Source organism: Micromonospora sp. CPCC 205546 (assembly GCF_036902715.1).
Taxonomy (GTDB): Bacteria; Actinomycetota; Actinomycetes; order Mycobacteriales; family Micromonosporaceae; genus Micromonospora.
The window spans coordinates 85,485-111,168 of record NZ_JBAKHL010000016.1 but is presented as its reverse complement, the minus strand read 5'-3'; the positions used below and the strand labels follow the sequence as shown (position 1 = coordinate 111,168).

Here is a 25,684-nt window from a genome sequence, read left to right as displayed (position 1 = left end):
ACCTTGCGGATCTCCAGGTCGTAGTCGAGGAACGGGATGAACTCCGCCCAGGCGTTGTCCCACAGGCGGATCACCGCCGGATACCGGCTGCCCCACTTGTCGGCCAGGTCGTCGAACGCCGCCCTGGCAGCGGTGGCGTTGACGGCGGTGTAGATCGGTTTGATGTCGCGCTTGATCTCGTCCCAGTAGCGCCGTGAGGTGAGACGGAAGGTGTTGCGGATCAGGTGGATCACGCAGGTCTGCACCACCGTCTGCGGCCACACGTTCGTCACGACCTCGGGCAGGCCCTTGAGACCGTCGCAGACGAGGAAGAACACGTCTTTGACGCCGCGGTTGCGCAGGTCGGTCAACACGCTCATCCAGAACTTCGCCCCCTCACCGCCGGCGCCGGCCCACAGCCCGAGGATGTCCTTCTCCCCGTCGAGGGTGACCCCGATCGCGGCGTAGAACGGCCGGTTCGCGACCTGCCCGTCACGCACCTTCACCACGATGGCGTCGATGAACACCGCCGCGTAGATGGCATCCAACGGGCGGTGGGACCAGTCGGTCATCTCCTCGATCACCTTGTCAGTGATCCTCGAGATCGTCTCCTTACTGACCGAGGCGCCGTAGATCTCGGCGAAGTGCGCGCAGATCTCCCCGGTCGTCAGGCCTTTGGCATACAGCGACAACACGACCTCGTCGACCCCGGACAGACGCCGCTGCCGCTTACGGACGATCTGCGGCTCGAACGTGCCCGCCCGGTCCCGCGGCACGTCAATCTGCACCGGACCGTTGGCGTCGGTCAGCACGGTCTTCGAGCGGGTCCCGTTGCGGATGTTGCCCGACCCGGCGCCGGCCTGGTCGTGTTTCTCGTAGCCGAGGTGCTCGGTCATCTCCTCGTTCAGCGCGGTCTCCAGGACCGTCTTGGTCAGCTGCTTGAGCAGCCCGTCCGGGCCGGTCAACGACAGCCCTTGTTCCTTCGCGGCCCGGACCAGCTCGGCGGCAGCCTTCGCCTCCGCCGACGGTTCAGACCGCTTCTTACGTCCGGTCGGGTCGTTCAGTGTCGCGGTCATCACGGCACCCTCCTCACCAGGCACAACGCCCGATGGGTCAGGCCGGAAACACCGTTAGATCCACACTCCCGGGCACGGAACCTGCCGTCCCCGGCCTCCGCAGTTGAGGACCGCGGGTCACACCCAGGTGATGACCCAGTTCCATTGGGCGGTGAGCGTGCCGTTGCCGCCGCCGCCCTGGTTGTGCCGGAAGGCGAACGTGATGATGGTGCGGTAGGAACACGTGTTGGTGAGGCTGCCCCGGCTACCGTGGAACAGGTAGCTGGGGGCAACGACGTGCTGGCCGTAGTTGGTCACCTTGGAGCTGCCGCAGTACAGGTCGCCGTTCTGGGTGACGTTGCCGACGATGATCGAGCGCACGTAGGCCGACAGCTGGTAGCTCCACTGTTCGCTCAGGGAGCTGCCGTAGTTGATCTGCTCGGTGCCGCTGCCGTTGCCGTCACCGAACGACCACGACGGCGCCTGCGGGGTGAACGCGTGGTTGCCTGACGGCGGGAACACCATCGGCGTGGCACCCGAGGCGTTCGGCGCCGGTCGACCATCGAGGGTCAACACGCTGCTGAACCCGGCGACGCTGACGACGGGCTGCTGCGCCGGGGCCGCCGTGGCTGCACCGCCCGGAGCGGCGGCGATGACGCACGCGATCGCCGCGACGAGCGCCATCAGCACGCGGGGCACTACCCTTGAATACGTCCGTTGCATGGTTCCTCCTGGATGAGACCCGGGTTGGGACACAGGACGTGAGCGGCGGCTCGCGCGTGCTGGCAGGCCTCGCGAGCCGCTTCTCGCAAGCAGACTCGAACGCGTCGCGGCGACAATCAAGGCCGATTCAGTAGGGGCCACACGGACCAAAGCCATCGACTACAGTGCGCGAATCAAGCGACACGCTCTGCTATAAGTCCTGCTTGTCGGGCCCGTGGACGCACGCCGTCGCCGCCATCTGAAACTTGCAGATGCTGCTGATTCGCATGCGTCAAGATCTCGTCCACGGTCACGTCCCCTGGCAGGGAAACCCGGACCCGCGAAATCGCTCAGCAGCAAGCCACTGATCAGATTCAGTGGTCTGGGTCGCAGATAGACGGCCCGACGCCGCCAACCTCCGTGGGACATCTCAAGTTCGCTGGAACAGAACAGCCGTCGTGCCAACGCGGTCACTGCGCCGATGACGCCGAAACCCCATAACAGTCATTATGGTGTGCGTCCGATTTGCGGCCTTCGTCTGGGCTCTTTGTCGGTTTGCTATTACCGGTAATTCGATAATCGAGGTAGGGGCGCCCGTCTCGTCGCGAGGTGAGCTGAGCAGCCTTCCCGCGGTCGTCGGGAGGGCCGGCTGGGCGAGTGGGAGGGGTCGTCCATACTGGTCCGCCATGGACCTGGACGAGTACCAGCGCGGGGCCCTCCGCACGGCCGCCCCGCGCGACAAGAAGAACGAACTGCTCCACCTCGTGCTCGGGCTGGTCGGCGAGTCCGGTGAGGTCGCCGAGAAGTTCAAGAAGTGGGTCCGGGACCTCGACAGCGACGAGTCCCGCATCGACCGGGCCGACATCGCCAAGGAACTCGGTGACGTCCTCTGGTACGTGGCGGTGCTCGCCGACTACCTCGATCTCGCGCTGGACGACATCGCGACCGCCAACCTGGCCAAGCTGGCCAGCCGTCAAGGTCGTGGCGTGCTGGGTGGCAGCGGCGACAACCGCTGAGCCGGGGGTCGGCTGGCGCACCTGAACCCGACCTGCGGCGCCCCGAGGGGTTGACGTACCGCCTGGCTACCATGCGGCCATGATCGAGGAACTGATCCGGGCGGCCGCAGCCGGCGACGACGACGCGCTCGAGGAACTGATCGAGATCGCCGCCGCCGAGCCGGCGCGCCTCGTCGGACACCTGAGTCTGCTGCTCGACGCGGGCGTGCTCTGGCCACCGACCTTGTATCGCGGCGCGACCGGAGACGTGGTCCGCCGGATCATCGACGACGTCGACGCCGGGCGCGCGCCGCACCGGCTCAACCATCTGCTGCTCATCCTCGCGCACGCCTCCGACCCGCGCGCTGAGCAGGCCCTGCGACGATGGCAGGAGCAGCCGCCGGCCGGCGCGGACAAACTGCACGTCGGGGCGCTGGCCTACGCCCGCCAGGCCGGCTGGACGGTCGCTCCCGACGGCAGCCGCCGGGAGCTGTGCACACCCACGGCGTACCGGTTGATTCCGAACGAGGTGCCGAGGCCCGCCGACGGCCCTGCCTGCCCGTGGTGCGCCTCCCCGCTGTGGACCATCGCCGACCTCGACACCGGCACCCCCGAGGTGGGTGAGGTCCTGGCCCACACCGGCTGGGCCGGCCGGTTGAGGATCGTGACCTGCCACCTGTGCGCCTGTTACGCGGCGCTGTGCTGCGAGGTCACGCCCGACGGCGAGGCCGTCTGGTGGGCGGGCAACAGCCGCCCGGACTACGCGCCGGTCGCCAACGGACCGGAAGAGCCGCCGGCTGTGCTTCCGGTCGTCGGCCCCCGCCGGGCCTCGCCGTTCGAGGCCAGCGCGTGGGACGAAGGCGGCTCCACCCTGGGCGGCCATCCCGACTGGATCCAGGACGCCGAGCACGTCGACTGCCCCACCTGCCGGCAGCCGATGGACTATCTCGGCCTGGTCGGCGGAGCCGACGTGGACTTCGGTGAGGGCGCCTACTATCTGCACCTGCACGCGCCCTGCGGGGTCGCGGCGGTGAACTACCAGCAGAGCTGACCGCTGCGGCCCGCACGAACACCCCGATCGGCGTCGGTACGGTGAGGCGATGACGACCGAATCCACAGTGCTGATCTCGGCCGGCATGCGGGGAATCTCGGGAACCGTCCACCAGCCCGGCTGCCCCTCACCCGTCAGCGGTGGTCGTTCTCCTTCAACTCGATGACCCAGGCGCGCCGCTCGGCGATCTTGCCGTCGCGCATGACGAACACCTCGGCCATCGACATGCGCATCTCCTCGCCGGTGTCGCGTCGCACCGAGCCGACGAGTTCGGCCATGACCGTGTCGCCCTGCTCCACCATGCGTACGACCTCCAGGAAGCCCGGCCCCTCGATCGCCGCGTCGTACGCCTGCTTGCCCTTGAGATGGAAGGCGCCGAACACCGTCCACTCGATGTCGTCGGTGAGGCAGGACAGGATCTGCGCGTGGTCGTTCTTCCGGAAGCCGTCCAGGTAGGTCTCGACGGTCTGGGTGTTGCGCGACATCAGGCGGTGTCCCCTCGTCTCGGCGGGCCTGCCCGACGGCAGACCTGCCGACGCTAACCCCGAGGTGTGACGGCCGGCCCGTGGGACGCGCCGGCCGTCACACGTCTCAGGACGAGGCCTGCCGGGACCGGTGGTTGGCGTGCTTGCGGGCCGCGAAGTCGTACGCCTCGGCCAGTAGTTGCCGCACCGTGTCCACGCTCGCCTCGCCGGGGTTCACGACACTCACCCAGTGCTGCGGGGCGTAGACCGGATGCGGCAGCACGGTGTCCGTCACCGTGTGGTCGAGTTCCGGCTTGTGGCGCTGCGGAAACAGCGCCCCGTACGCCGAGCGGGACAACCCGATGTTGAGCCGCCACGCACCCGGCCTGTCCAAGGCGGAGGCCTCGTCGTAGTGGTCGCCGGTCACGATCGTCGCGAACGGCAGCTGTCGCTCGGCGGGCAGGTCCCGACCCGGGTCGTAGATGTAGAAGGTGTCCCCGTTCGCCTCCACGACGCTCACCCCGTCGAAGGTCTCGCGGACGTACCGCTTCATGTCCTCAACGTCCATGCCTCAAGTTTTTCATTGAAGTGCCTCTTGAGGCTTACGCCCGATTTCCGCCACCGGTGCGCCGTGCACCCTCAAATCGGGGAACAACCACCCGCGCCGGGCCGCCCGCGACCGGGGCCGGCTCGCGCCGGATCCGGTCGCGCGCGCCGCCGTCAGCCGGTGCCGTCGAGGACGGGGATGAGCTGCTCCTCCTCGTACGTCAGGTGGGCCTCCAGTTCGGTGGTGAGACGCTCGACCTCCCGGCGGGCCTGGGCCGGGTCGGCGTCGGGGTCACCGACGACCTGCTGGAGGCGTTCCACGAGCGCCGCGATGCGACGGTGTTCCTCGCGCAGCCGTGCCAGCGTCGGGGCGAGGTCCGGACGTTGCCCCTCCAGCCTGGTGAGCATGCCGTCGTCCTCGTTGCGGTGGTGGTGGTGCAGGCCGTGGCAGAAGGTCAGGCAGTTGACCCGCAGCTGCGCGCCCAGGCCCGGGCCGCTGCGGGCGACCTCGTCGCGGATCAGCGTCAGCTCACGACGGAACGCGTCGTGGACGAGCTTGAGCGCCGCGCCCCAGGACGCCGCCTCCGGTGGCCCGCCCGCCACCTGGTGCAGGGCCACCACGGGGATCACCCGCGTCGTCCTCGCCTGGTAGGTGGCCCAACCGGGGTCGGCCTCCACGGCCCGGGCGAAGATCTCGTCGCGTTCGGGGCCGGTCAGCACGACGGCGCGGGCCTGGTAGGTGAAGACCCCGTCCTCGACGGTGGCGAGCGGGTCGGCGAGCAGGTTGTGGTACCAGTCCGGGTGCTTCGGGCCGCCCCCGGCCGAGGCGATGACGAGGATGCGTTCCTCGCCGTCTGGCAGGTAGCCGACCGGGGTGGTGTGCGGGGCGCCGGAGCGGGCCCCGGTGGTGGTGAGCAGGATCAGCCGGGCCCCCTCGAAGGGGCCGCCGACCCGGCCGGAGTTGGCGCGGAACTCGTCGATGATCTGCTGGTTGAAGTCGTTGGGCAATGCTCTGCTCTCTGCTCGGGCAGGAGGGTGCGGCCACGGTGGATCGCCCGCCCGGCGACCGGTGGCGGCGAGGATGCGGATACGCCGGCGGACGACCGGCGCGGACGGTGCGGGAAGCGTGATGCGGTGGACGTGGCGTCGACACCGGCGGGGATGCAGGGCATGGGCGGGCCGCGGGCCCGCCCCGGGCTCACCTGGCGGCCGGGTGCCCTGTCCGCTCGTGGCCAATGGCCGACCCGGCAGTCACGCGTCCGACCCTAGTGGTCGGTGGCGGCGGCGGGCAAGCACCGTCGGGTTGCGGGGCGGCGTTCGGGCTACGCCACCCGGCGGCGCCAGGGCGGTCGCCAGCCCCGCCGGCGCGGTGGAGCCGACGGCGCCGGGGTCGGGGCCGGGGCGGCGGTGGCCTCCCGCTCGCTCCGCCAGTGGCGGACCACCTCGTCGGCGTTGACGGGGCGCACCGCGACCCGGGGGCCGGTGGGCGTACGCAGCCAGGAGAGGATCTGGGCGTTGAGGTCGGCGACGAACGCGCGCACGGAGGCCTCGGTCGGCAGGTCCCGCACCTCGTCGGGCACCTGTTCGATGCGGCGGCGCAGTTGCAGCGGCGTCGGCAGCAGCAGGTCGGTGGGGAGCTTCTCGCGCTCCAGGAAGCTCTTGATCCACCACGACTCGTCGTAGGGCTCACCGCGTCCGGGGATGGGCTTGCCCATGCCGGGCAGGTCGTCGAACTCCCCCTGCTCCTGCGCCGCGCGGATGCGCGCCTCGACCGTCGCTTCCCAGCTGTCCACCTGCCGACACCTCCCCCGGCCCCACGGTAACGCGGCCACCGCGTCGCGGCCGACGGAAGAAGTCAGCACCCCGACCGGGCCGGGCATTCCCGGGCGTGCCGGTGGCCGTCGCGGGGGAACGGCGGCCGGGCCGGCAGCACCTCCTGGAAGAGGTAGCCGGCCTTTTCCGCGACGCGGCAGGACGCCGGGTTGTCGATCTGGTGCAGCAGGTCGAGCCGGCGCAGGGCGGCGAACCGCGCGAACGCCCAGTCGGTGACCGCCACCAGGGCGTGCGGCGCGACGCCCCTGCCCCGGGCCGGCGCGGCGGTCCAGTAGCCGACCTCGGCGTCCGCGCCGCCCTCGGTGACGTGCTTGACGATCACCTGCGCCACCAGGGTCTCACCGGCCGGGTGCGGCTCGAGCACGGCGAAGCAGAACCGGTTGCCGTCGACCCAGTCCCGGTGCGCCGCGGCCAGGAACCGGCGCGCCTCGGCGGCCGTGGTCACCGGCGCCCGGGTCGAGCGCCGCAGCACCGGGTCACGGTACGCCGCGATGAGCGCCTCGGCGTCGTCGTCGCGCCACGGGCGCAGCAGGAGTTCCGGCAGGGTCGGGGTGGCCGGGGCGTGCAGCATCGGCACAGTGTGCCCGTCGCCGCGTCGGCGGTGGGGGCGGGCGGCACGCCGAAACGGGTCGGCGGCGCGGCGGCGTACGGCGTAGGGTCGGCGCGAGCCGGGTGCGACGGGGGGACACGGCATGGTCGGTACGGGTGCGCTCGTGGGTATCGCGCTGGTGGCGCTGGGGATGGTGTTGACGCCCGGCCCGAACATGGTCTACCTGGTGTCGCGGTCGGTGACCCAGGGCCGGCGGGCGGGGCTGGTGTCGCTGCTCGGCGTCGCCGCCGGGTTCGGCGTCTACCTGGCCGCCGCGGTCGCCGGCATCGCCACCGTCTTCGTGCTGGTGCCCGCCCTCTACACGGCGGTCAAGCTGGCCGGCGCGGCCTACCTGCTGTGGTTGGCCTGGCAGGCGCTGCGACCGGGCGGGCAGTCGCCGTTCGCCCCGGAGCCGCTGCCGCCGGACCGGGCCCGGCGGCTGTTCACCATGGGGCTGGTCACCAACCTGCTCAATCCCAAGATCGCGATCCTCTACGTGTCGCTGCTGCCGCAGTTCATCGACCCGGCGCGCGGCCACGTGGCCGCGCAGAGCCTGTTGTTGGGGCTGACCCAGATAACGGTGGCGCTGACGGTGAACGCGCTGATCGTGCTCAGCGCCGGCGCGCTCGCCGGGTTCTTCGCCCGCCGGCCGGTGTGGCTGCGGGTGCAGCGCCTGCTGATGGGCACGGTGCTGGCGGGGCTGGCGGTGCGCATCGCCGCCGACCGGTCGCGCGCCGCCGTCGCCATGCCCTGACCGCGAGGCCGTCGGCGACGGCGGGCCGGGCACCCGCGCCGGACCAACGGCGATCGGTGTCGGGGGTACGCCGGGCGGCGGCTCAGCCGTCGGCGCGTTCAGGGACGGCACGGTTCTCCCGGAGCACGGCGACGCCCCCGGCGGGCAGGTGCACGTGCGCGTCGATCGTCGCGCCGGTGAGCAGGTCGATCCCCGCCGCCGGCACCCGCTGCGGCCGGCCGGTGTGGTTGAGCAGGAACAGCCAACTCGCCTCGGCGCCGCGCCGGCGGACCGCCTCGACGCCGACCGGGGCGCCGGGGCAGACGGGTGCCGCGCCGGCCGCCCGCGCCGCGTCCGTCATCAGCCGGCGGTAGGTGGCGTCGTCGGGCCGGGTGGACAGGTACCAGGCCGTGCCGGCGCCGTGGCGGTGGCGGGTCACCGCCGGCAGCCCGGCGAGCGTGCCACCGGCGTACGAGGCCACGGGCTGCGCGCCGGCGAGGCGTACCGTCTCGGCCCAGAGGCGACCGGTCCCGCCGTCCGACAGCGGCACCGTCTTGCCGTCGGCGAGCGGGTGGAACTCCTCGACCCGCACGCCCAGCACGTCGCGGAACGCCCCGGGGTGACCGCCGAGGCGGACCCGGGCGTGCTCGTCGGCGACCCCGCTGAGCCAGGTCACCAGCAGGTGACCGCCGCCGTGGACGTAGCCGCGTACCCAGTCGGCGGTGGCGTCGCAGGCCAGATAGAGGGCGGGCAGCACCAGCAGCCGGTAATCGCCGACCGGGTCGCCGGGCAGCACCACGTCGAGGCCGTACCCGGCGCGCCACAACGCCCGGTGCGCCGCCGACACCTCGTCGCGGTGGCTGAGCCGCGGCGACGGCATCCCCGGGTGGCCCAGGGCCCAGCCGCTGGCGGCGTCCCAGGCGATCGCGACGGGGGCGTCGACCGTGCCGGCGTCGACCTCGCCGAGGCGCTCCAGCGCCGCGCCGAGAACGACGGCCTCCCGGAAGACGCGGGTGTCGGGGCCGGCGTGCGGCACCAGCGCGGAGTGGAAGCGTTCCGCCCCGCCGGCCGGGGCCCGCCACTGGAAGAACATGACCCCCCGGGAGCCCCGGGCGACGTGGGAGAGGCTGTGCCGGGTCATCCGGCCGGGTTCCTTGGCGTGCATCCGCCCGCCGCTGTGGATCTGGTTGGGGGCGCTCTCCATCAGCAGCCACGACGCCGGCCGGCCGACACCGTGGCGGGCCCAGCCCCGGGCCAGGTCGGCGGCGAGGGCGGTCTGTTCCTCGGCGCCGCCGTCGACCGCGTCCGGGTAGTGGTCGATCGCCACCACGTCCACCTCGGCGGCCCAGCGGGCGTGGTCGACGGGCACCCAGTCGGCGAGGACGTGGTTGGTGGTGACCGGGACCGCCGGGTTGGCCGCCCGCAGCAGGTCGCGCTGCTCGGCGTACGCGGCGAGCAGGGTGTCCGACCAGAAGCGGCGGAAGTCCAGCAGGTGCCCCGGGTTGGCCAGGTACTGCGTGGCGCGGGGCGTGTCGATCTGCGTCCAGTCGGTGTAGTGCTGGCTCCAGAAGCTGGTGGCCCAGGCGGCGTTGAGCGCGTCGAGGTCGCCGTGCCGCCCGGCCAGCCAGCGCCGGAACGCCCGCGCGGTGTGCGCGCAGTGGCAGGTGGTGCCGTACTCGTTGTGCACGTGCCACAGCGCGAGGGCCGGGTGGTGGGCGTAGCGCTCGGCGAGGGCGGCGGCGATGCCCCGGGCGGCGGCCCGGTAGGCGGGCGCGGCGGCGCAGTAGGTGTCCCGGCTGCCGTGGTGCAGGCGGACGCCGTCGGCGGTCACCGGCAGCGCGTCGGGGTGCGCCAGCGAGAACCAGGGCGGGGGCGACGCGGTGGGGGTGGCCAGGGCGACGTCGATGCCGCCGTCGTGCAGCAGGTCCAGCACCCGGTCCAGCCAGTCGAAGGTGTACCGGCCGGGCTCCGGTTCGAGTCGCGACCAGGCGAAGACGCCGACGGTGACCAGGTTGACCCGGGCGCGGCGCATGAGGGCGACGTCCTCGCGCCACACCTCGGCCGGCCACTGCTCGGGGTTGTAGTCGCCGCCGTAGCGCAGCCCGCCGTCACCCCACATCCACCCACCGCCATTTTGTTGAGGATGCGTTCAAAATATTGATCGGGTTTGCGCCTGTCAACGGCGATGAATCCCCGGCCGAGTGAAGGTCGTCGTTGACAGTTAGTTGGGAAGCCAAAGAAACTGGCGGGACCGTCGGAACCATCCCGGAGGAGACGCCGATGCCCTACCGACCGCCGCTGGTCCCGTACGAGACCTTCGTGGCCGACCCACCCGACCTGCCGGTGCGGGCCCCCGGCGAGGACGGGGGCGCCGTCGTCGGCCGGGCCGAGGTCGTCGCGACCGACCCGCTCGGGGTGACGTTCAAGGCCGCCCTCTCCGACGGCGCGAGCATGGTGGTACGCGTGGACGCCGCCGGCGAGGGGGCGATCCGGGTACGCCTGAGCGACGACCCGCAGGCCCGCAGCCGTTCCGCGCGGGCGCTGGCGCTGGTGCACCCCGGCACCCATCCGGCCGTCGTCACGGTCGACGACGCCCGCGTCCGGGTCGACGCCGGCGCGGTGGTCGCCGAGATCCGGCTGGACCCGTGGCACCTGCGCTTCCTCGGCCCGGACGGGCGGCCGCTGCTCGAGCAGGACCGGGGAACCCGCGACATCAGCGGCCGGCGGCGCACCCTGCCGTTCGGCCGCTCCACCGTCGAAGGCACCCCCGTCGCCTGGCACGAGAGCTTCGTCGCCCCCGGCGACGAACGCTTCGTCGGCTTCGGCGAGAAGTTCACCCCGCTGGACAAGCGGGGGCAGCGGCCGCTGATGTGGAACTTCGACGCCTTCGGCGGCGAGTCGGACCGCTCCCACAAGAACGTGCCGTTCTACCTGTCGGACCGGGGCTACGGCTTGCTGGTCGACAGCGGGCTGCCGGTGCAGTTCGACGTCTGCCAGTCCACCCACAGCAGCGTGCAGATCCTGGTCCCCGACGACCTGCTGGACTACTACGTCCTTGCTGGCCCGACGCCGGCCGAGGTGCTGAGGCGCTTCGACCGGCTCACCGGCCGGCCGTACCTGCCGCCGAAGTGGGCGTTCGGGGCCTGGGTCTCCTCCGGCTTCTTCCCCGACTCGCAGGAGCGGGTGCTCGAGCGGGGACGCCTGCTGCGCGAGCGCGGCGTCCCCTGCGACGTGCTGCACCTGGACTGCTACTGGCAGGTCGCCGGCCGCTGGTCGGACCTGCGGTGGGACGAGGAGGCGTTCCCCGATCCGCCCGCGATGCTGCGCACCCTCGCCGGGCAGGGCTTCCGGGTCTGCCTCTGGATGAACCCGTACCTGATGACCGACAGCCCGCTCTACGCGCCGGCGGCCGAGGCCGGCTACTTCCTGCGCCGCGCCGACGGCAGCCCGTACGTCGCCGACGTCTGGCACGGCAGCCACCCGGCCAGCGCCATCGTGGACTTCACGAACCCGGCCGCCGTCGAGTGGTTCGCCGGGCTGCTGCGGCCCCTGCTGGAGCAGGGGGTGGCGGTGTTCAAGACCGACTTCGCCGAGGGCGTGCCCGTCGACGCCGTCGCCCACAACGGCATGACCGGCGTCGAGCTGCACAACGTGTACGCGCTGCTGTTCAACGACGTCGTCGCACAGGTGACCGAGGAGGTGACGGGGCACCGGACCGTGTGGGCCCGCTCGTCGTACCTGGGCGGGCAGCGGCACAGCGCCCAGTGGAGCGGCGACGTCAACGCCACCTGGCCGGGGCTGGCCAGCACCCTGCGCGGCGGGTTGTCGCACGGGCTGTCCGGCGTGCCGTTCTGGAGCCACGACACGGGCGGCTTCCACGGCACCCCGACGCCGCAGCTCTACGTGCGCTGGGCCCAGTTCGGCGCGCTGTCGCCGCTGGTGCGCCTGCACGGCACCACCAGCCGCCTGCCGTGGGACTTCCCCGCCGAGACCGAACGCGACGCGGTGGCCGCCCTGCGGCTGCGCTACCGGCTGATGCCGTACCTGTGGTCGGCGGCGGTGCGCGCGGCCGCCGACGGGGCGCCGATGATGCGCGCGCTGCTGGTGGACACCCCCGACGACCCGACGGCCTGGAGCACGGACCTGCAGTACCGCCTCGGCACCGACCTGCTGGTCGCCCCCGTCACGGACCCGTCCGGGCGGCGCGACGTCTACCTGCCCACCGGTGACGACTGGATCGACGCCGCCACCGGCGAGCGGCACCCCGGCGGGCGGCACCTGCGGGTGGACGTGCCGCCGCACCGGCTGCCCCTCTACGTCCGCCACGGCGCGCTCGTGCCGGTGGTCGCGCCGGGCGACACCGTCGGCGACGGGCCGTTCCGCGACGTCACCCTGGTGAGCTGGGGCGGCGTGGACGCCCGCACGGTGCTGCACGACGTCGACGGCGACACGGTCGTGACGGCCGTACGCGACGGCGACACCCTGCGGGTGGAGACCGACGGCCCGCTGCGGGTGACGCGCGTCAGCGTCGTCGGCGCGGACGCTCCGGCCCGGCTGCTGCTCGACGGCGAACCGGTGGTCCCGGCGCCCTTCGACGCGTGGTTGCCCGATCCCGCCTGAGCCGAGGCGGCGCCCGGCCCGCGACGGGCCGGGCGCCGCGCGGGTCGGCTCAGCCCTTCACGGCGCCGGTGATGACGCCCTTGGTGAAGTGCCGCTGCACGAACGGGTAGACGACCACGGCGGGGATGACGGTCACCACCACCACCGCCATCTTCACCGCCAGCGTCGGCGGGTACGCGGTGACGCCGGGCAGGCTGACCGCCGCCCCGGACACGTTCGGCGACTGCCCGGCGAGAATGTAGCTCTGCAACACCCGCTGGATGGGGAACTTGTCGTTGTCATCGATGTAGAGCACCGCGTTGAAGTAGGCGTTCCAGTAGCCGACGGCGTAGAAGAGGCCGACGACGGCGATCACCGCCTTGGACAGCGGCAGCACGACGCGCAGCAGGATGTGCAGCTCCCCCGCCCCGTCGATGCGGGCGCTGTCGAGCAGCTCGCCGGGCACGTTCATGAAGAACGCCCGGATCACCACCAGGTTGAACACGCTGATCGCGCTGGGCAGGACCAGCGACCAGATGCTGTCCTTGAGCCCGAAGCCGGTGACCACGAGGTAGCTGGGCACCAGACCGGGGAAGATCAGGAAGGTCAGCAGGAAGAAGAAGAGCAGCCCCCGGTGCCCCACCGACCCCGGCCGCGACAGCCCGTACGCCGCCAGCACGGTGAGCACCAGGCTCACCGTGGTGCCGAGCACGGTGACGAGGGTGCTGATCCACACCGCCCGGCTGATCTGTCCGCCGCTGAAGATGGTGACGTACGCCGAGGGGTCGATCTCGCGGGGCACCATCACCATCCCGCCGGCGGTGTCGATCGTGTCGCGCGAGGCGAGGCTGGTCACCAACACCGCCCACAGTGGCACGAGCACGGCCGCGACGAGCAGCGTGAGCAGCACGGCCTTTGCGAGGGTGCCCGCCGCCGTGGGTGGTTCCTCCCAGGCAGGGCGTCCGGAACGTCGTCGCCGCCGGTCGGCGCCGGAACGGACGGGCGCCGGTGCGGCGCCACTGAGCTGCGCGGTCATGATCTCGAATACACCCCCTGCTCGCCGAGTCGGTGCGCCACCCTGTTGGCGGCGAGGATGAGCACCAGCCCGACCACGGCCTTGAACAGCCCGGCGGCGGCGCCGAGGCCCCACTGCTGGGTGCTGATCGCCTGGTAGTAGACGAACGTGTCCAGCACCTCCGCGGCCTCCCGGCCGACGGCCTCGCGTTGCAGGATGAACTGCTCGAAGCCGACCGACAGGGCGTCACCGAGGCGCATGATGAGCAGCAGCACGATCACCGGGCGCAGGCCCGGCAGGGTGATGTGCCACAGCCGCCGCCACCGCCCGGCCCCGTCGGCCGCCGCCGCCTCGTAGAGGTGGGGGTCGATGGCGGCGAGCGCGGCCAGGAAGACGATGGCGCCCCAGCCGAGGTCCTTCCACACCGCCTCGGCGGTGACCAGCACGATGAAGGTGTCCGGGTCGGTCATGACGTCGAACGGCTGCATGCCGGCCTCGCGCATCTCCTGGGCCAGCAGCCCGGCCCCGCCGAGCATCTGCACGAAGAACGTGACCACGAGCACCCAGCTGAAGAAGTGCGGCAGGTAGACCACGCTCTGCACGAATCCGCGCAGTCGCGCGGAGACCAGGCTGTTGAGCAGGACGGCCAGCAGGATCGGCAGCGGGAAGAAGAAGACGAGCTGGAACGCGGTGATGGTCAGGGTGTTGCGCACCGCGTCCCAGAACAGCGGGTCGGCGAAGAGCGCCTCGAAGTTGCCGAAGCCGATCCACTCGCTGCGCCAGAACGCCTCGACGGGGTCGTCGCCGACGAACGGGTTGTAGTCCTGGAAGGCGATGACGTTGCCCAGCGTGGGCAGGTAGTGGAAGACCAGCAGCAGCGCCGCCGCCGGCGCCGTCATGGCCAGCAGCGGCCAGTCCCGGCGCAGCCGGTCGCGCAGGCGGCGTCGGGCCCGTACGGGCGGGGTGCCGGCGGGTGGGGCCTGGCCGCCGGCCGCCGGCGCGTCGGTGAAACCCGGCGCCGGCGAGCTGCCCGCCGCTGACGACGGCGAGGTGGCCGGGGCGCTCATCGGCCGTTGTCGGCGAGCGCCTTCTCGTGGAACGCGCGCCCCTCCTCGCCGCCGGAGGCGAGGAACTCCTTGCGGACCTGCGCCAGGTCGCCGACAGGACGGCGGCCCCGAAGGATGTCGCGGATCTTGTCGTCGGTCGGTTGAATGATCTTCGACCAGTTGGCTGGCAGTTCCAGCTTGATGCCGGCGAAGAGGTCCTTCTCCATGAGGGCGATGTTCTTCTGGTAGTAGCCAAGGTAGTCGCGCACGTAGTCGGGGGTGTCCCCGCTGCGCACCTTGACCGGGACCCGCCCGCCGATGTGGGTGTACTGCGCGCCCAGCTCCTTGCGGCCCAGCTCCGTGGGGACGGGGCTGCCGTCGGCCGAGCGGGTGAAGTGCCTGCCCTCCACCCCGTACTCGCGCAGCTCGAACTCGCGGCTGCCGAAGGGCGCGGCGCACCAGTTGAGCACCCGCAGCAGCTCGTCGACGCGCTCGGCGCCCAGCCCCTTCTTGACGAAGGTGTAGAACACCGGCTTCTCGCTGCCCCAGATGACCGGCTGCGCCCCGGCGGCGCCGAAGACCGGCAGCGGCTGCATGTCGAAGCTCGGCAGCTCCTTGACCCGCTCGCCCTGCATGCCCTGCCAGGCGCCGAGGCCGTCCTGGTACATGAGGATCTTGCCGGCCTTGAACAGCTGCTTCTCGTCGGCGCCCTTGCTGGCCACGGTGTCGGGGTGCACCAGCCCGTCGGCGAACAGCTTCGCGGTGAACTCCAGGGCGGCCGCGAAGGCCGGGTTCTCGAACTTGTGCTCCAGGCCGCCGTCGGGCTTCCTGCGCCAGGTCTGCTGGCAGCCGAAGAACTGCTGCACCATGTCGAAGACGCTGCCGAAGGCCCACACCCCCTTGGCGGGATCGGTGACCTCGCGGCCCAGCTCGTGCAACTCCTGCGGGGACTTCGGCGCCGCCAGGGCGGCCTGGGCGAGCAGGTCGGCGCGGTGGAACACGGCGTACGCGAACGGCCCGTCGGTCGGGAACGGAACGGCGTACAGCCGCCCGCCCCACACCGAGTACTCCCAGGCGCCGGTCGGCAGCGCGCCCAGGTAGGGGTACTTCGCGGCGGCGTCGCCCTTGAGGTGGTCGGTGAGGTCCTCGAACAGCGCCTTGACCGCGTCGGAGAACCGGGCGACCTTGTCGACCTCCCAGTTGGGGGCGCTGAGCAGGTCGGGCACGTCGCGGGCGCCGAGCATCGCGTTGAGCTTGTCGGCGTACGTGGTGCCGTCCTGCAGGCTCGGGTTCACCTTGACGCCCAGCCGGGCGTTGACCGCCGCGAGGTAGGAGTTGCGGCCCACGGTCGGCGGGGCAGGGCCCCACCACGGGCTCATGGTGCGGATCTGGGGGCCGCCCCGGCCCGGCTGCTCGGTGACCGCGTCGACGAGGCTGCGGGGATAGCTGAGGTAGCCGTCGGGGATCGGTCCCTCGCCGGGGATGTCCGGCTTGAGCAGCTCGGCCGGCTTGTGGGCGGGCAGCACCGCGCGGATGGCGTCGGCCTTCGTGGCGCTGCCCGCGCTTCCGGCCTCTCTGCTGCATCCGGCCAGGGTGGCGCCGCCCATCGTCGCGGCGGCGCCGAGGCCGAGCAGGCGCAGCAGGGACCGGCGGTCGGTGGATGCGCCCGGCAGGGACGGCTTCACGGCGCACTCCCTTCGTCTTCGGTGGCGGTTTCGCGGAACGTGCGCGTCCGGCTAGGATTAGTTGGGCTTCTAGCCGAACAAACTAATCGACGGTGATCCGTCCCACAAGACGGCGACCCCCGAGACGTACGCGATGATGGGGCCGCGTGCGGCACCACCCCGATCGCCTACCGTCGCCCAGGGAGCGGACTGACCGTGATCAGCAGCCACAACGAACCGCGGCCGAGCGACCTCGGCGACGTCCGCACGGCCAACCGGGCCGTGGTGCTGCGCCACGTACGCCGGCACGCCCCCTGCTCCCGGGCCGACATCGCCGCGCACACGGGGCTGAACAAGGCCACCGTCTCCAGCCTGGTCGGCGAGCTGATCGAGCGGCGGCTGCTGCGCGAGACCGGGCTGACGGAGAACCGGGTCGGCCGACCCGCGACCATGCTCGTCCTCGACGGCGCCCCGTACGCGGCGCTGGGCATGCAGATCGGCGCCGACGAACTGGTGGTGGTCGCCATCGACCTGGCCGGCACCCGGCTGCTCACCTGGCGGCGCGCCTTCGCCGCCCCGTCGTCCTCCCCCACCGAGACGGTCCGCGCGCTGGCGACGCTGGCCCGGCGGGCGATCACCCGACTGACCGGGCAGGACCGTCGGGTGCTGGGCCTCACCGTGGGCGTGCCCGGCCTCGTCGACCCCGAGGGCGCCGTCCCCCGGGCCACCGCCCTCGGCTGGCGGGACGTGGCCCTCGCCGCCGACCTGCGCGCCGCGTTGCGCGAGCCCGGCCTCGCCGTCGACGTCGACACCGACGCCAACCTCGCCGCCCTGGCCGAGCACCGCCACGGCGCGTACGCCGGCAGTGCCCACCTCGTGCATCTCACCGGCGGGGCGTCGGTCGGCGCGGGGATCGTCGCCGACGGCCGGCTGCTGCGCGGCGGCCGGGGCTTCGCCGGCGAGATCGGGCACCTGACGCTCGACCCGACCGGTCCCGCCTGCGGCTGCGGGCGGCGCGGCTGCCTGGTCGCGTACGCCGGGCTGCCGGCGGTGGTCGCCCGCCTCCTGCCCGACACGCGGCAGGACGGGCCCGTGACCGACTTCCTGCCGGAACTCGAACGGATCCAGGCGCTGGCCCGTCAGGACGACCCGGCCGTGCGGACCGGGCTGTCCGACGTCGGCTGCCACCTCGGGCACGCCGCCTCGGTCCTGGCCAACCTGCTGAACCCGCAGGCCGTGGTGCTCGGCGGGCACTTCGCGGTCCTGGCGCCCTGGCTGCTGCCCGCGGCCCGGGCGGAGTTCGCCGCGCGCACCCACGCCCCGGCCGCAGGCGGCTGCCTGCTCGACGCCTCCGCCCTCGACTCGGCGGCCACCGCGCTCGGCGGCGCCACCGCCGCGCTCGCCGCGGTGGAGTCCGGGCGGCTGCCGGCGGCCTGAGGCCCGTCCGTGGTTTCCAGACCAGGAACGACGCTGGGAACTGAGGACGGAGAATGGCGCTGAGGATGATCCTGGCCTGACGGGCCCCGCCTCGGGGGCCGGAGCGCAGCACGCTCCAGCCGAGCCGATGAGGGCTGTCAGGATACGACCGAAAGCGGCGATGAGCGATCCTGAGTTGAACCTGCCGCAGGTGAGGTGCCGGGGCGCAGGGGACTTCTTCGCGCACCCGCTCAGACCGGTCGACGTCGCACTCGATAGCGCAGGTGGAGGACCCGGTTGCCCTGGATCGTCACGTCAGGGTCCTCCAACAGGTGCTGGGCGTGGAGCGACCCGAAGTAGCGTTTGCCGGACCCGAACACGACGGGTACGACGTCCATGCGCACCTCGTCGACCAGGCCCGCGGCAAGCACCTGGCCACCGACGTCGCCCGCGGCGACCTCGACCACGCGGTCACCCGCGAGCTCCTGCGCCTTGGCCACGGCTGCCTCGACGCCGTCGACGAAGTGGAACGGCGCCTCGGGGTCCCAGCCCTCCGGCTCCGGCCGGTGCGTCACGACGACCACGTGGTCGACCCCGCCCGGAGGCTTCCCGTCCCAGCCGTCCGTCAGGTCGAAGACGTGGCGGCCGACGATCGTCGCCCCGATCTGGTCCCAGTACGCCCGGGTGTAGTCGTAGGACGCCTGCGACACCTTCAGCTCGCCGCTGTCGTCCAACGCGACGTCACCATTGGACAACCAGTCGAACAGCGGCCCGGGCTGGTCGTTCTCGTCCGCGACGAAACCGTCCACCGACACCGAGCTGTACATGACCACCTTGCCCACGTGGCTCTCCTCTGCTTGGGACCCCCAAATTAGCGTGTCGTGAGCTGTCGCTCTTGTAGAAGTCAATCGGCCGGCAGCGGCCAGCCGTCCAGCGCGTGGCCGGGATGTTCGCACAGGAACCGCCGCCGGACTTGACGTACGGGCAACGCCGACGGCCCCGGCGGCAGCGCCAGCCGGGCGTACGGCGACGCACCCTCCAGGTAGTGAAGGCAGGGACGAGTAGCCGACCCCGGCTTACAATTCGACGTGGTCGATTCGACGTGCCGATAGAGCCAGTCAAAGGTGCCTGGCACCTTCTCGGAATCCCGACCGACAAGCGCAGGCGCCAGGACGTCCGCGAGCAATTGTGTGGATTAGGCTCGCCGCATGGGACTTTTGACGTTCAGCATCAACGTCACTCTGGACGGCTGCGTCGACCACCAAGAGGGAATCGTCGACGACGAGACACACGCCATCTTCACCCGCCTCATGGACGAGGGTGGGGCGATGCTGTGGGGCCGTGTCACCTACGAGATGATGGAGAGCTACTGGCCGGCGGTCGCCCGCGGCGACGAAGAGGCGCCGCCGGCGATGCGCGAGTGGGCGGTCAAGCTGGAGGCCAAGCCGAAGTACGTGGTGTCGTCGACGCGGAAGGACTTCCCGTGGACCAACAGCCACCACATCGCCGGCGACCTGCGCACGGGCGTGCAGAAGCTCAAGGACGCGACCCCGGCCGGCGTGCTTCTTGGTAGCGGCAAGCTCGCGACCGAGCTGGACCGGCTGGATCTGATCGACGAGTACAAGTTCCTCGTCCACCCCAGGATCGCAGGCCACGGCCCGACCCTCTACCAGAGCGGGCTGCCCGGCACGCGCCGGCTCGAGCTGGTCTCGGCGAAGCCGCTCCGCAGTGGCGCGGTCGCCATGCACTACCGGCGCGCGCGCTGACCCAGGGCAGCCGCATCGCGCCCACCTCGCGGACCACGAGGGCGAGGTGCCTGCGCCCGGACCACAGGTCCCCACCGGCAAGGGCGCCGGGGCCGGTCCTCCTCACGCGGTTCGAACTCCCGCGCTTCGTCCATCACCACCTCGTGGACGAGAGGACACCGACGCACCGGCTCAAGAACGGACACCCGATGGATCGATTGCACGTCTCCACCAGTCGGACGGGCCCCGAGCGCGGGTCTTGACCGCACCGGCGCGAGGGTGCCAACCTCGAACCGCCGCCTCGTGGCATGGGCACCCGGGCGGCCTGTTCCGCGCAGTCGTCGAAGCGCTTCACCGCTTCCGGGCCGACGGCCGCCACCCTCACACCGCGATGCCGCTCGCGTCACCGTTCGTCGAAGCGCTTCGACACGGTCGTGTGGCGGACCCACGGAAGGCGCCCGACCATGACCGACCACCCCGCCCGCCGCCCGCAAGCCCTCGTCGAAGACCTGCTGGGCCGGCTCACCCTGCCGGAGAAGCTCGGCCTGCTGCACCAGTGGCAGGCGCCCGTGCCCCGCCTCGGCCTGCCCGCGTTCCGCACCGGCACCGAGGCGCTGCACGGGGTGGCCTGGCTCGGGCGCGCCACCGTCTTCCCACAGGCGATCGGGCTCGCCAGCAGCTGGAACGCCGAACTCGTCCGGGCCGTCGGCGCCGCCGTCGGCGACGAGGTCCGCGCCAAGCACCACGCCGACCCCGAGCGGGTCGGGCTCAACGTGTGGGCACCGGTGGTCAACCCGCTGCGCGACCCGCGCTGGGGACGCAACGAGGAGGGCTGGTCGGAGGACCCGTGGCTGACCGGCCGGCTCGCCACCGCCTACGCCCAGGGGCTGCGCGGCGAGCACCCCGACCGGCTGCGTACCGCCCCGACGGTCAAGCACTTCCTCGGCTACAACAACGAGACCGACCGGGCCACCACGTCCAGCGAACTGTCCCCCCGCGTGCTGCACGAGTACGAGCTGCCCGCCTTCCGCGCCCCCCTGGCCGCCGGCGCGGCCGTCGCCGTGATGGCCTCCTACAACCTGGTCGACGGGGTGCCGGCGCACCTGAGCCCGCTCATCGCCGGCGAGCTGCGCCGGTGGGCGCCCGAGGAGCTGATGGTCGTCGGGGACGCCGGCGCGGTGAGCAACATCGCCGGGGTGCAGGGCCACCTGCCCGACCACGTCAGCGGCTACGCCGCCGCCCTGCGCGCCGGGATCGACAGCTTCACGGAGGACGACGCCGACAGCGCCCCGACCGTCGCGCGGCTGACCGAGGCGCTGGAACGGGGTCTGATCAGCGTGTCCGACGTGGACCGCGCCGTGCGGCGCATCCTCACCGTCCGGGTCCGCCTCGGCGACCTGGACCCGCCGGGCGACGACCCGTGGGCCGGCGTCGCGCCGGACGTCGTCGACCGCCCCGCGCACCGGGACCTCGCCCGCGAGGCCGCCCGCCAGTCGATCGTGCTGCTGCGCAACGACGGGCTGCTCCCGCTCACCGGTGCGCGACTGCGGGTGGCCGTGCTCGGCCCACTGGCCGACGCCGTGCACACCGACTGGTACAGCGGCACCCCGCCGTACACGGTCACCGCGTACCAGGGGCTCGTCGAGCGGCTGTCGGCGGTCACCACCCACCCCGGCACCGACCGGATCGCGCTGCGCGTCGACGGGCGTTACGTCGGCTGCCCGGACACCCCGGACGGCGGCCCGCTGACCCTCGGCGCCGACGCCACCGGCTTCGACGTCTTCGACTGGGGACGCGACGTGGTGGCGCTGCGCGCCGCGGGCAACGGCCGTCACGTCGGGGCCGACGAGACCGGCGCGCTCGCCAACGACCGCCCGGGGCCGGGCGGCTGGGTGGTCCGGGAGACCTTCCGGTTCCACGAGGGCCCCGACGGCACCGTGCTGCTGCACCACCTCGCCACCGACCGGTACGTCGCCGCCGACGCGCACGGGCGGCTGCGCGCCGACGCCCCGACGCCGGGCGACGCGACCCCGTTCACGGTGGACCTGCTGGCCGACGGCGCCGCCGAGGCCGCCGCCCTGGCCGCCGCCGCCGACGTGGCGGTGGTGGCGGTCGGCAACCATCCGATGGTCAACGGCCGCGAGACCGAGGACCGCGTCGACCTGGCCCTGCCGGCCGGGCAGGAGGCGCTGCTGCGGGCGGTGCACGCCGCCAACCCGCGCACCGTGCTGATGCTGACCAGCAGCTACCCGTACGCGTCCGGTCGGGTCGGGACGCGCCTGCCGGCGGTGCTGTGGTCGGCGCACGGCGGCCAGGAGCACGGCACCGCGCTGGCCGACGTGCTGCTGGGCCACGCCGAGCCCGGCGGTCGACTCACCCAGACCTGGTACGCCGACGCCGCCGAGCTGCCCGACCTGCTCGACTACGACGTGATCGGCGCCGACGCCACCTACCTCTACCACCGCGGCGACCCGCTGTACCCGTTCGGCCACGGGCTCAGCTACACCCGCTTCGACTACGCCGCCCTGCGGTTGAGCGCCGCCGAGGCCACCGCCGGCGAGGAGGTCGAGGTGCGCGTCGAGGTCACCAACGCCGGCGAGCGCCCCGGCGAGGAGGTCGTGCAGCTCTACACGCGCCAGCGCCGCTCCCGCGTCAAGCAGCCGCTGCGCCAGCTGCGCGACTTCGCCCGGATCAGCCTCGCGCCGGGGCAGCGGCAGGTGGTCCGGCTGCGGCTGCGTACCGCCGAGCTGAGCTGGTGGGACGACACCCGGGGCCGCCGCGTGGTGGAGGACGCCACCCACACCGTCCTCGTCGGGCGCTCCGCGCGCGACGTGCGGCTGGTCGGCGCCCTGGCCGTACGCGGCGACGAGGCGGCCCCCCACGGCCGGGCGGCCGTGCCGGCGTCGGGGCGGGCGCGGTGAGCGGGGCGCGCCGGCGCCCGCCGCCCGGGCAGCCCACCATCGCCGACGTCGCCCGGCACGCCGGGGTCGCGGTGAGCACCGTGTCGTACGTGCTCAGCGGCAAGCGCGCCATCTCCGAGGCCACCCGCGCCCGGGTGCTGGCCGGCATCCGGGCGCTCGGCTACCACCCGCACGCCGGCGCGCGGGCCCTGGCCAGCCGGCGGGCCAACGTGATCGCGCTTGTCCTGCCCCTGCGCGCCGGTATGCAGGTGCCCGTGGTCATGCAGTTCGCCATGGCCGTGGTCACCACCGCCCGCCGCTTCGACCACGACGTCCTGCTGGTCACCTCCGACGAAGGGCCCGCCGGGCTGCGGCGCGTCGCCGCCACCGCCCTGGTCGACGGCGTGCTGGTGATGGACGTGGAGCTGGACGACCCGCGGGTGCCGCTGCTGCGGGAGCTGACCCGGCCGGGCGTGCTCATCGGCCTGCCCGCCGACACCACCGGCCTGACCTGCGTGGACCTGGACTTCCACCGGGCCGGGTGGGCCTGCGTGGCGCACCTGGCCGGGCTGGGCCACCGGCACGTCGCCCTGCTCGGCGCGCCCGCCGCCGTCTACGACCGGGGCACGGGCTTCGCGCACCGCACCCGCGCCGGCGTGGCCGAGTCCGCCGCCGCGCACGGCGTCGACGCGGTGGCGCTGCCCTGCGAGGAGGGCGCGGTGGCGGTGCGCCGCACCCTCACCGACCTGCTGCAACGCCACCCCGAGGTGTCGGGGCTGATCGTGCAGAACGAGGCCGCCGTCGGCCCGGTGCTGGCCACGCTGCCCGCCCTGGGCCGGCGGGTGCCGCGGGACGTGTCGGTGGTGGCCGTCTGCCCGGACCGCTTCGCCGAGCAGGCCAGCCCGATGCTCACCGCCGTGCCGGTGCCCGCCGAGGAGATCGGCACGCGGGCCGTGGCGCTGCTGATGGGCAAGCTCGACGGCGAGGCGGTGCCGGAGGTCACCCTGCTGCCGCCCCGGCTGACGGTACGCGACAGCACCGCCGCCCCCGCCCCGAGCGCGGGGGCCGGCCGGTGACCGCCGGGCCGCCGCCGGACGCGCACCGCATCGTCGACACCGCCCCCGCCGGGCGCTGGGAGGACGCGTTCCTCTCCGGCAACGGCGAGGCCGGCATCATGGTGTACGGCCGGCCGCACGCCGAACGCATCGTCGTCAACCACCACCGTTTCGTCCTGCCCAACGGCACCCGCGACGCCCGGCCGCCCGAGCTGGCCGCCCTGCTGCCGCGCATCCGGGAGCTGATCCTCGCCGGCCGGCGCGCGGAGGCGAGCCGGCTGCTCGCCGGCGACGGGGTGCTGCGCTGGACGCAGTCGTTCCACCCCGGCTTCGCCCTCACCGTCGACGCCGTCGCGCCCGGCCCGGTCGGCGACTACCGGCGGCGCACCGAGTTCGGCACCGGGGAGATCGTCGTCGAGTGGGCGGGCGGGCGGCGGCGCTCGTTCGTCTCCCGGGCCGACGCGCTGGTGGTCACCCACGTCGACGCGGGCCCCTGCGAGGTGGGGGCCACCGGCGAGCTGCCCGGCCGGCCGGAGTCGGTGCGCTACGCCGTCGCCGCGTACCGCCGGGGGGACCTGGTGTTCCTGCGGGTGCGGGGCCGCTACCCCGACGCGGGCGGCGCGTACGGCTTCGAGGGGCTCACCCTGCTGCGCGGCGACGTGGCGGTCGTCGGCGGCGACCGGGTGACGGTACGCGGCCCGGCGCTGCTGACCACGGTGCTCGACCGCCCCGAGGTGCCGCCGTGGCGCACCGGCGAGCTGGAGAAGCGGCTGGCCGCCCACGCCGAGGCCGACTACGAGATGCTGCTGGCCCGGCACGTGGCGCTGCACGGGCGCGCCTACCGGCGGGTGAGCCTGCACCTGCGGGTACCGGCCGCGCAGCGGGAGCTGCCCGTGGGCGAGCTGATCGCGGCGCAGCACGCCGAGGCGGACACGCTCCATCCGGCGCTGCTGGAGCGGTTGTTCCACGCCGGGCGCTACCTGCTGCTCAGCGCCAGCGGCGTGCTGCCGCCCCGGCTGACCGGGCTGTGGCTCGGCTCGTGGGACGCCGCCTGGGCCGGCGACTTCACCACCGACGCCAACCTGAACCTGCAACTGGCCGGCGCGAACGTGGGCGCCCTGCCGGAGGTGACCGCCGCGCACGCGAACCTGGTGCGCGGCCAGGTCGACGACTGGCGGCGCAACGCGCGGGCGGTCTACGGCGCGCGGGGCCTGCTGGCGCCCAGTCGCACCGACGGCGAGCACGGGCACCTGTTCCACCTGCACGCCGACTGGCCGTTCGCGGCGTGGCTGCCCGGCGCGCACTGGCTGCTGCACCCGCTGTACGAGCGCCATCTGGTCACCGGCGCGCCCCTCGGGGAGGTGGCCGGCTGGCTGGCGGAGGTGGCGGACTTCTTCGCGGACTTCCTCACGGTCACCGACGAGGCGGGCACGGTGCTCGTCGTGCCGTCGTACTCGGCGGAGACCGGCCCGTACGACGAGCGGGGGCGGGCGGTGCACGTGGCGGTGAACGCCACGATGGACGTCGCCGCCGCCCGGCACGCCCTGCGTACCGCCGCCGAGGTTACCGGCGTCGACCGGTGGGCGGGGCTGCTTGCGCGGTTGCCCGCGTACCGGGTGGACGGGCGCGGGGCGCTGGCCGAGTGGGCCTGGCCCGGCTACCGCGGCGACGACGACCACCGGCACGTCAGCCACCTCTACCCGGTGTGGCCGCTGGACGAGATCAACCCGGACGACACCCCCGAGCTGGCCCGGGCCGCGCACCGCGCGTTGACGCTGCGCGGCGACGAGAACCTCTCCGCGCACGGCAGCCTGCACCGGGCGCTGGCCGCCGCCCGGCTGCACGACGGCGCGCTGACGGCCGTGAACCTGCTGAAGATCCTCGGCAACGACATGTTTTTCCGGTCCCTGATGAGCGCGCACAATCCGGGACTGGTGACGTACAACGCCGACGCCGCGCACGCCCTGCCGGCGGTGCTGATCGAGTCGCTGGTGCAGTCCCGACCGGGGCTGCTGCGGCTGCTGCCGGCCCCGCTGCCGGGCCTGGACGCCGGGGTGCTGCGCGGGGTCACCTGCCGGGGCCGCGTCGGCGTCGAGGAGCTGTCCTGGTCGCCGGGGCGGGTGCGGGCCCGCCTGCTCTCCCCCGTCGCGCAGCGGCTGCGGGTGCGCAGTCCGTACGGCGAGCGGGACGTGGACCTCCGGGCGGCGACGCCGGTCGAGGTGGCCTTCGGCGCGCCGGAGCGACGGGCGGTGGCCGGACAGGGGTGATCTCGTGCGCCCGGCCACGTATGGGCGGGC

Annotated in this window: 21 protein-coding genes; 9 read left to right on the top strand and 12 right to left on the bottom strand. The window is 73.1% G+C overall.

From position 1 onward, the window contains the following. A partial coding sequence (locus V6U77_RS11300; RefSeq protein ID WP_334606211.1) for an IS256 family transposase occupies positions 1-1,055 on the bottom strand: 1,055 nt, incomplete at its 3' end. Between the two features lie 117 nt (positions 1,056-1,172). Beyond that, positions 1,173-1,733, bottom strand: coding sequence for a hypothetical protein (locus V6U77_RS11295; protein ID WP_334606210.1), 561 nt, complete (start codon positions 1,731-1,733; stop codon positions 1,173-1,175). Between the two features lie 689 nt (positions 1,734-2,422). Here V6U77_RS11295 and V6U77_RS11290 point away from each other — a divergent pair. Beyond that, complete coding sequence (locus V6U77_RS11290) at positions 2,423-2,752, top strand: nucleoside triphosphate pyrophosphohydrolase family protein (protein WP_334606209.1); 330 nt, start codon at positions 2,423-2,425, stop codon at positions 2,750-2,752. A gap of 79 nt (positions 2,753-2,831) precedes the next feature. After that, positions 2,832-3,782, top strand: coding sequence for a hypothetical protein (locus V6U77_RS11285; protein WP_334606208.1), 951 nt, complete (start codon positions 2,832-2,834; stop codon positions 3,780-3,782). A 134-nt stretch (positions 3,783-3,916) separates the two neighbouring features. Here the strand turns inward: V6U77_RS11285 and V6U77_RS11280 are convergent, their stop codons facing one another. The 5 genes from V6U77_RS11280 to V6U77_RS11260 all read right to left on the bottom strand — a co-directional run bounded on the left by V6U77_RS11280 (position 3,917) and on the right by V6U77_RS11260 (position 7,196). Beyond that, entirely contained in the window at positions 3,917-4,267 is a 351-nt protein-coding gene (locus V6U77_RS11280; protein WP_334606207.1) for a nuclear transport factor 2 family protein, read from the bottom strand. 106 nt (positions 4,268-4,373) lie between these two features. Further along, complete coding sequence (locus tag V6U77_RS11275) at positions 4,374-4,814, bottom strand: DUF6194 family protein (protein ID WP_334606206.1); 441 nt, start codon at positions 4,812-4,814, stop codon at positions 4,374-4,376. A gap of 152 nt (positions 4,815-4,966) precedes the next feature. Next, positions 4,967-5,800: a nitroreductase/quinone reductase family protein gene (locus V6U77_RS11270; protein WP_334606205.1), complete on the bottom strand. Its 834-nt coding sequence runs from the start codon at positions 5,798-5,800 to the stop codon at positions 4,967-4,969. A gap of 314 nt (positions 5,801-6,114) precedes the next feature. Beyond that, complete coding sequence (locus V6U77_RS11265) at positions 6,115-6,585, bottom strand: J-domain-containing protein (RefSeq protein ID WP_334606204.1); 471 nt, start codon at positions 6,583-6,585, stop codon at positions 6,115-6,117. Between the two features lie 62 nt (positions 6,586-6,647). Beyond that, complete coding sequence (locus tag V6U77_RS11260) at positions 6,648-7,196, bottom strand: GNAT family N-acetyltransferase (protein ID WP_334606203.1); 549 nt, start codon at positions 7,194-7,196, stop codon at positions 6,648-6,650. 121 nt (positions 7,197-7,317) lie between these two features. Here V6U77_RS11260 and V6U77_RS11255 point away from each other — a divergent pair, with 121 nt between their 5' ends. Beyond that, positions 7,318-7,968 (top strand): LysE family translocator, encoded by a 651-nt coding sequence (locus V6U77_RS11255; RefSeq protein ID WP_334606202.1) that lies wholly within the window; start codon positions 7,318-7,320, stop codon positions 7,966-7,968. Positions 7,969-8,050: 82 nt separating this feature from the next. Here the strand turns inward: V6U77_RS11255 and V6U77_RS11250 are convergent, their stop codons facing one another. Further along, positions 8,051-10,066, bottom strand: a complete 2,016-nt coding sequence (locus V6U77_RS11250) for a beta-galactosidase (RefSeq protein ID WP_334606201.1) — start codon at positions 10,064-10,066, stop codon at positions 8,051-8,053. Between the two features lie 161 nt (positions 10,067-10,227). Here V6U77_RS11250 and V6U77_RS11245 point away from each other — a divergent pair, with 161 nt between their 5' ends. Beyond that, positions 10,228-12,567, top strand: coding sequence for a TIM-barrel domain-containing protein (locus V6U77_RS11245; RefSeq protein WP_334606200.1), 2,340 nt, complete (start codon positions 10,228-10,230; stop codon positions 12,565-12,567). Between the two features lie 49 nt (positions 12,568-12,616). Here V6U77_RS11245 and V6U77_RS11240 read toward each other — a convergent pair whose 3' ends face one another. The 3 genes from V6U77_RS11240 to V6U77_RS11230 are packed head-to-tail and all read right to left on the bottom strand — an operon-like array spanning position 12,617 to position 16,292. Continuing rightward, positions 12,617-13,582: a carbohydrate ABC transporter permease gene (locus V6U77_RS11240; RefSeq protein WP_334606199.1), complete on the bottom strand. Its 966-nt coding sequence runs from the start codon at positions 13,580-13,582 to the stop codon at positions 12,617-12,619. Further along, the gene (locus V6U77_RS11235; protein ID WP_442934414.1) at positions 13,579-14,628 is read right to left on the bottom strand and encodes an ABC transporter permease; all 1,050 of its coding nucleotides are present in this window, start codon (positions 14,626-14,628) and stop codon (positions 13,579-13,581) included. Before V6U77_RS11235 ends, V6U77_RS11240 begins: the two co-directional genes overlap by 4 nt. Beyond that, positions 14,625-16,292 carry an extracellular solute-binding protein gene (locus V6U77_RS11230; RefSeq protein WP_334606198.1) on the bottom strand — a complete coding sequence of 556 codons (1,668 nt, stop codon included), beginning with the start codon at positions 16,290-16,292 and terminating at the stop codon, positions 14,625-14,627. The genes V6U77_RS11235 and V6U77_RS11230 overlap by 4 nt, the downstream gene beginning before the upstream one ends. Positions 16,293-16,487: 195 nt before the next feature. Here V6U77_RS11230 and V6U77_RS11225 point away from each other — a divergent pair, with 195 nt between their 5' ends. Next, positions 16,488-17,708 carry an ROK family transcriptional regulator gene (locus V6U77_RS11225; protein WP_334606197.1) on the top strand — a complete coding sequence of 407 codons (1,221 nt, stop codon included), beginning with the start codon at positions 16,488-16,490 and terminating at the stop codon, positions 17,706-17,708. A gap of 230 nt (positions 17,709-17,938) precedes the next feature. On the opposite strand, the gene V6U77_RS11220 is transcribed toward V6U77_RS11225, so the two are convergent. Further along, positions 17,939-18,529: a dihydrofolate reductase family protein gene (locus V6U77_RS11220; protein ID WP_334606195.1), complete on the bottom strand. Its 591-nt coding sequence runs from the start codon at positions 18,527-18,529 to the stop codon at positions 17,939-17,941. Between the two features lie 366 nt (positions 18,530-18,895). Here V6U77_RS11220 and V6U77_RS11215 point away from each other — a divergent pair, with 366 nt between their 5' ends. From V6U77_RS11215 to V6U77_RS11200, 4 genes are all read left to right on the top strand, one after another. Next, a complete protein-coding gene (locus tag V6U77_RS11215) occupies positions 18,896-19,453 on the top strand; it encodes a dihydrofolate reductase family protein (protein ID WP_334606194.1) in 558 nt (185 codons plus the stop codon). Between the two features lie 443 nt (positions 19,454-19,896). Then, positions 19,897-22,353 (top strand): glycoside hydrolase family 3 C-terminal domain-containing protein, encoded by a 2,457-nt coding sequence (locus tag V6U77_RS11210; protein ID WP_334606193.1) that lies wholly within the window; start codon positions 19,897-19,899, stop codon positions 22,351-22,353. Beyond that, positions 22,350-23,408, top strand: coding sequence for a LacI family DNA-binding transcriptional regulator (locus V6U77_RS11205; protein WP_334606192.1), 1,059 nt, complete (start codon positions 22,350-22,352; stop codon positions 23,406-23,408). Before V6U77_RS11210 ends, V6U77_RS11205 begins: the two co-directional genes overlap by 4 nt. Beyond that, positions 23,405-25,654: a glycosyl hydrolase family 95 catalytic domain-containing protein gene (locus V6U77_RS11200; RefSeq protein WP_334606191.1), complete on the top strand. Its 2,250-nt coding sequence runs from the start codon at positions 23,405-23,407 to the stop codon at positions 25,652-25,654. Before V6U77_RS11205 ends, V6U77_RS11200 begins: the two co-directional genes overlap by 4 nt. The last annotated feature ends 30 nt before the right edge of the window (positions 25,655-25,684 follow it).

Excerpts from the sequence above, each read along its gene's own strand:
- V6U77_RS11290 (WP_334606209.1), top strand. The coding sequence starts at position 2,423 with ATGGACCTGGACGAGTACCAGCGCGGGGCCCTCCGCACGGCCGCCCCG.
- V6U77_RS11285 (WP_334606208.1), top strand. The coding sequence starts at position 2,832 with ATGATCGAGGAACTGATCCGGGCGGCCGCAGCCGGCGACGACGACGCG.
- V6U77_RS11280 (WP_334606207.1), bottom strand. The coding sequence starts at position 4,267 with ATGTCGCGCAACACCCAGACCGTCGAGACCTACCTGGACGGCTTCCGG.
- V6U77_RS11275 (WP_334606206.1), bottom strand. The coding sequence starts at position 4,814 with ATGGACGTTGAGGACATGAAGCGGTACGTCCGCGAGACCTTCGACGGG.
- V6U77_RS11260 (WP_334606203.1), bottom strand. The coding sequence starts at position 7,196 with ATGCTGCACGCCCCGGCCACCCCGACCCTGCCGGAACTCCTGCTGCGC.
- V6U77_RS11255 (WP_334606202.1), top strand. The coding sequence starts at position 7,318 with ATGGTCGGTACGGGTGCGCTCGTGGGTATCGCGCTGGTGGCGCTGGGG.
- V6U77_RS11250 (WP_334606201.1), bottom strand. The coding sequence starts at position 10,066 with ATGTGGGGTGACGGCGGGCTGCGCTACGGCGGCGACTACAACCCCGAG.
- V6U77_RS11245 (WP_334606200.1), top strand. The coding sequence starts at position 10,228 with ATGCCCTACCGACCGCCGCTGGTCCCGTACGAGACCTTCGTGGCCGAC.
- V6U77_RS11240 (WP_334606199.1), bottom strand. The coding sequence starts at position 13,582 with ATGACCGCGCAGCTCAGTGGCGCCGCACCGGCGCCCGTCCGTTCCGGC.
- V6U77_RS11235 (WP_442934414.1), bottom strand. The coding sequence starts at position 14,628 with ATGAGCGCCCCGGCCACCTCGCCGTCGTCAGCGGCGGGCAGCTCGCCG.
- V6U77_RS11215 (WP_334606194.1), top strand. The coding sequence starts at position 18,896 with ATGGGACTTTTGACGTTCAGCATCAACGTCACTCTGGACGGCTGCGTC.
- V6U77_RS11210 (WP_334606193.1), top strand. The coding sequence starts at position 19,897 with ATGACCGACCACCCCGCCCGCCGCCCGCAAGCCCTCGTCGAAGACCTG.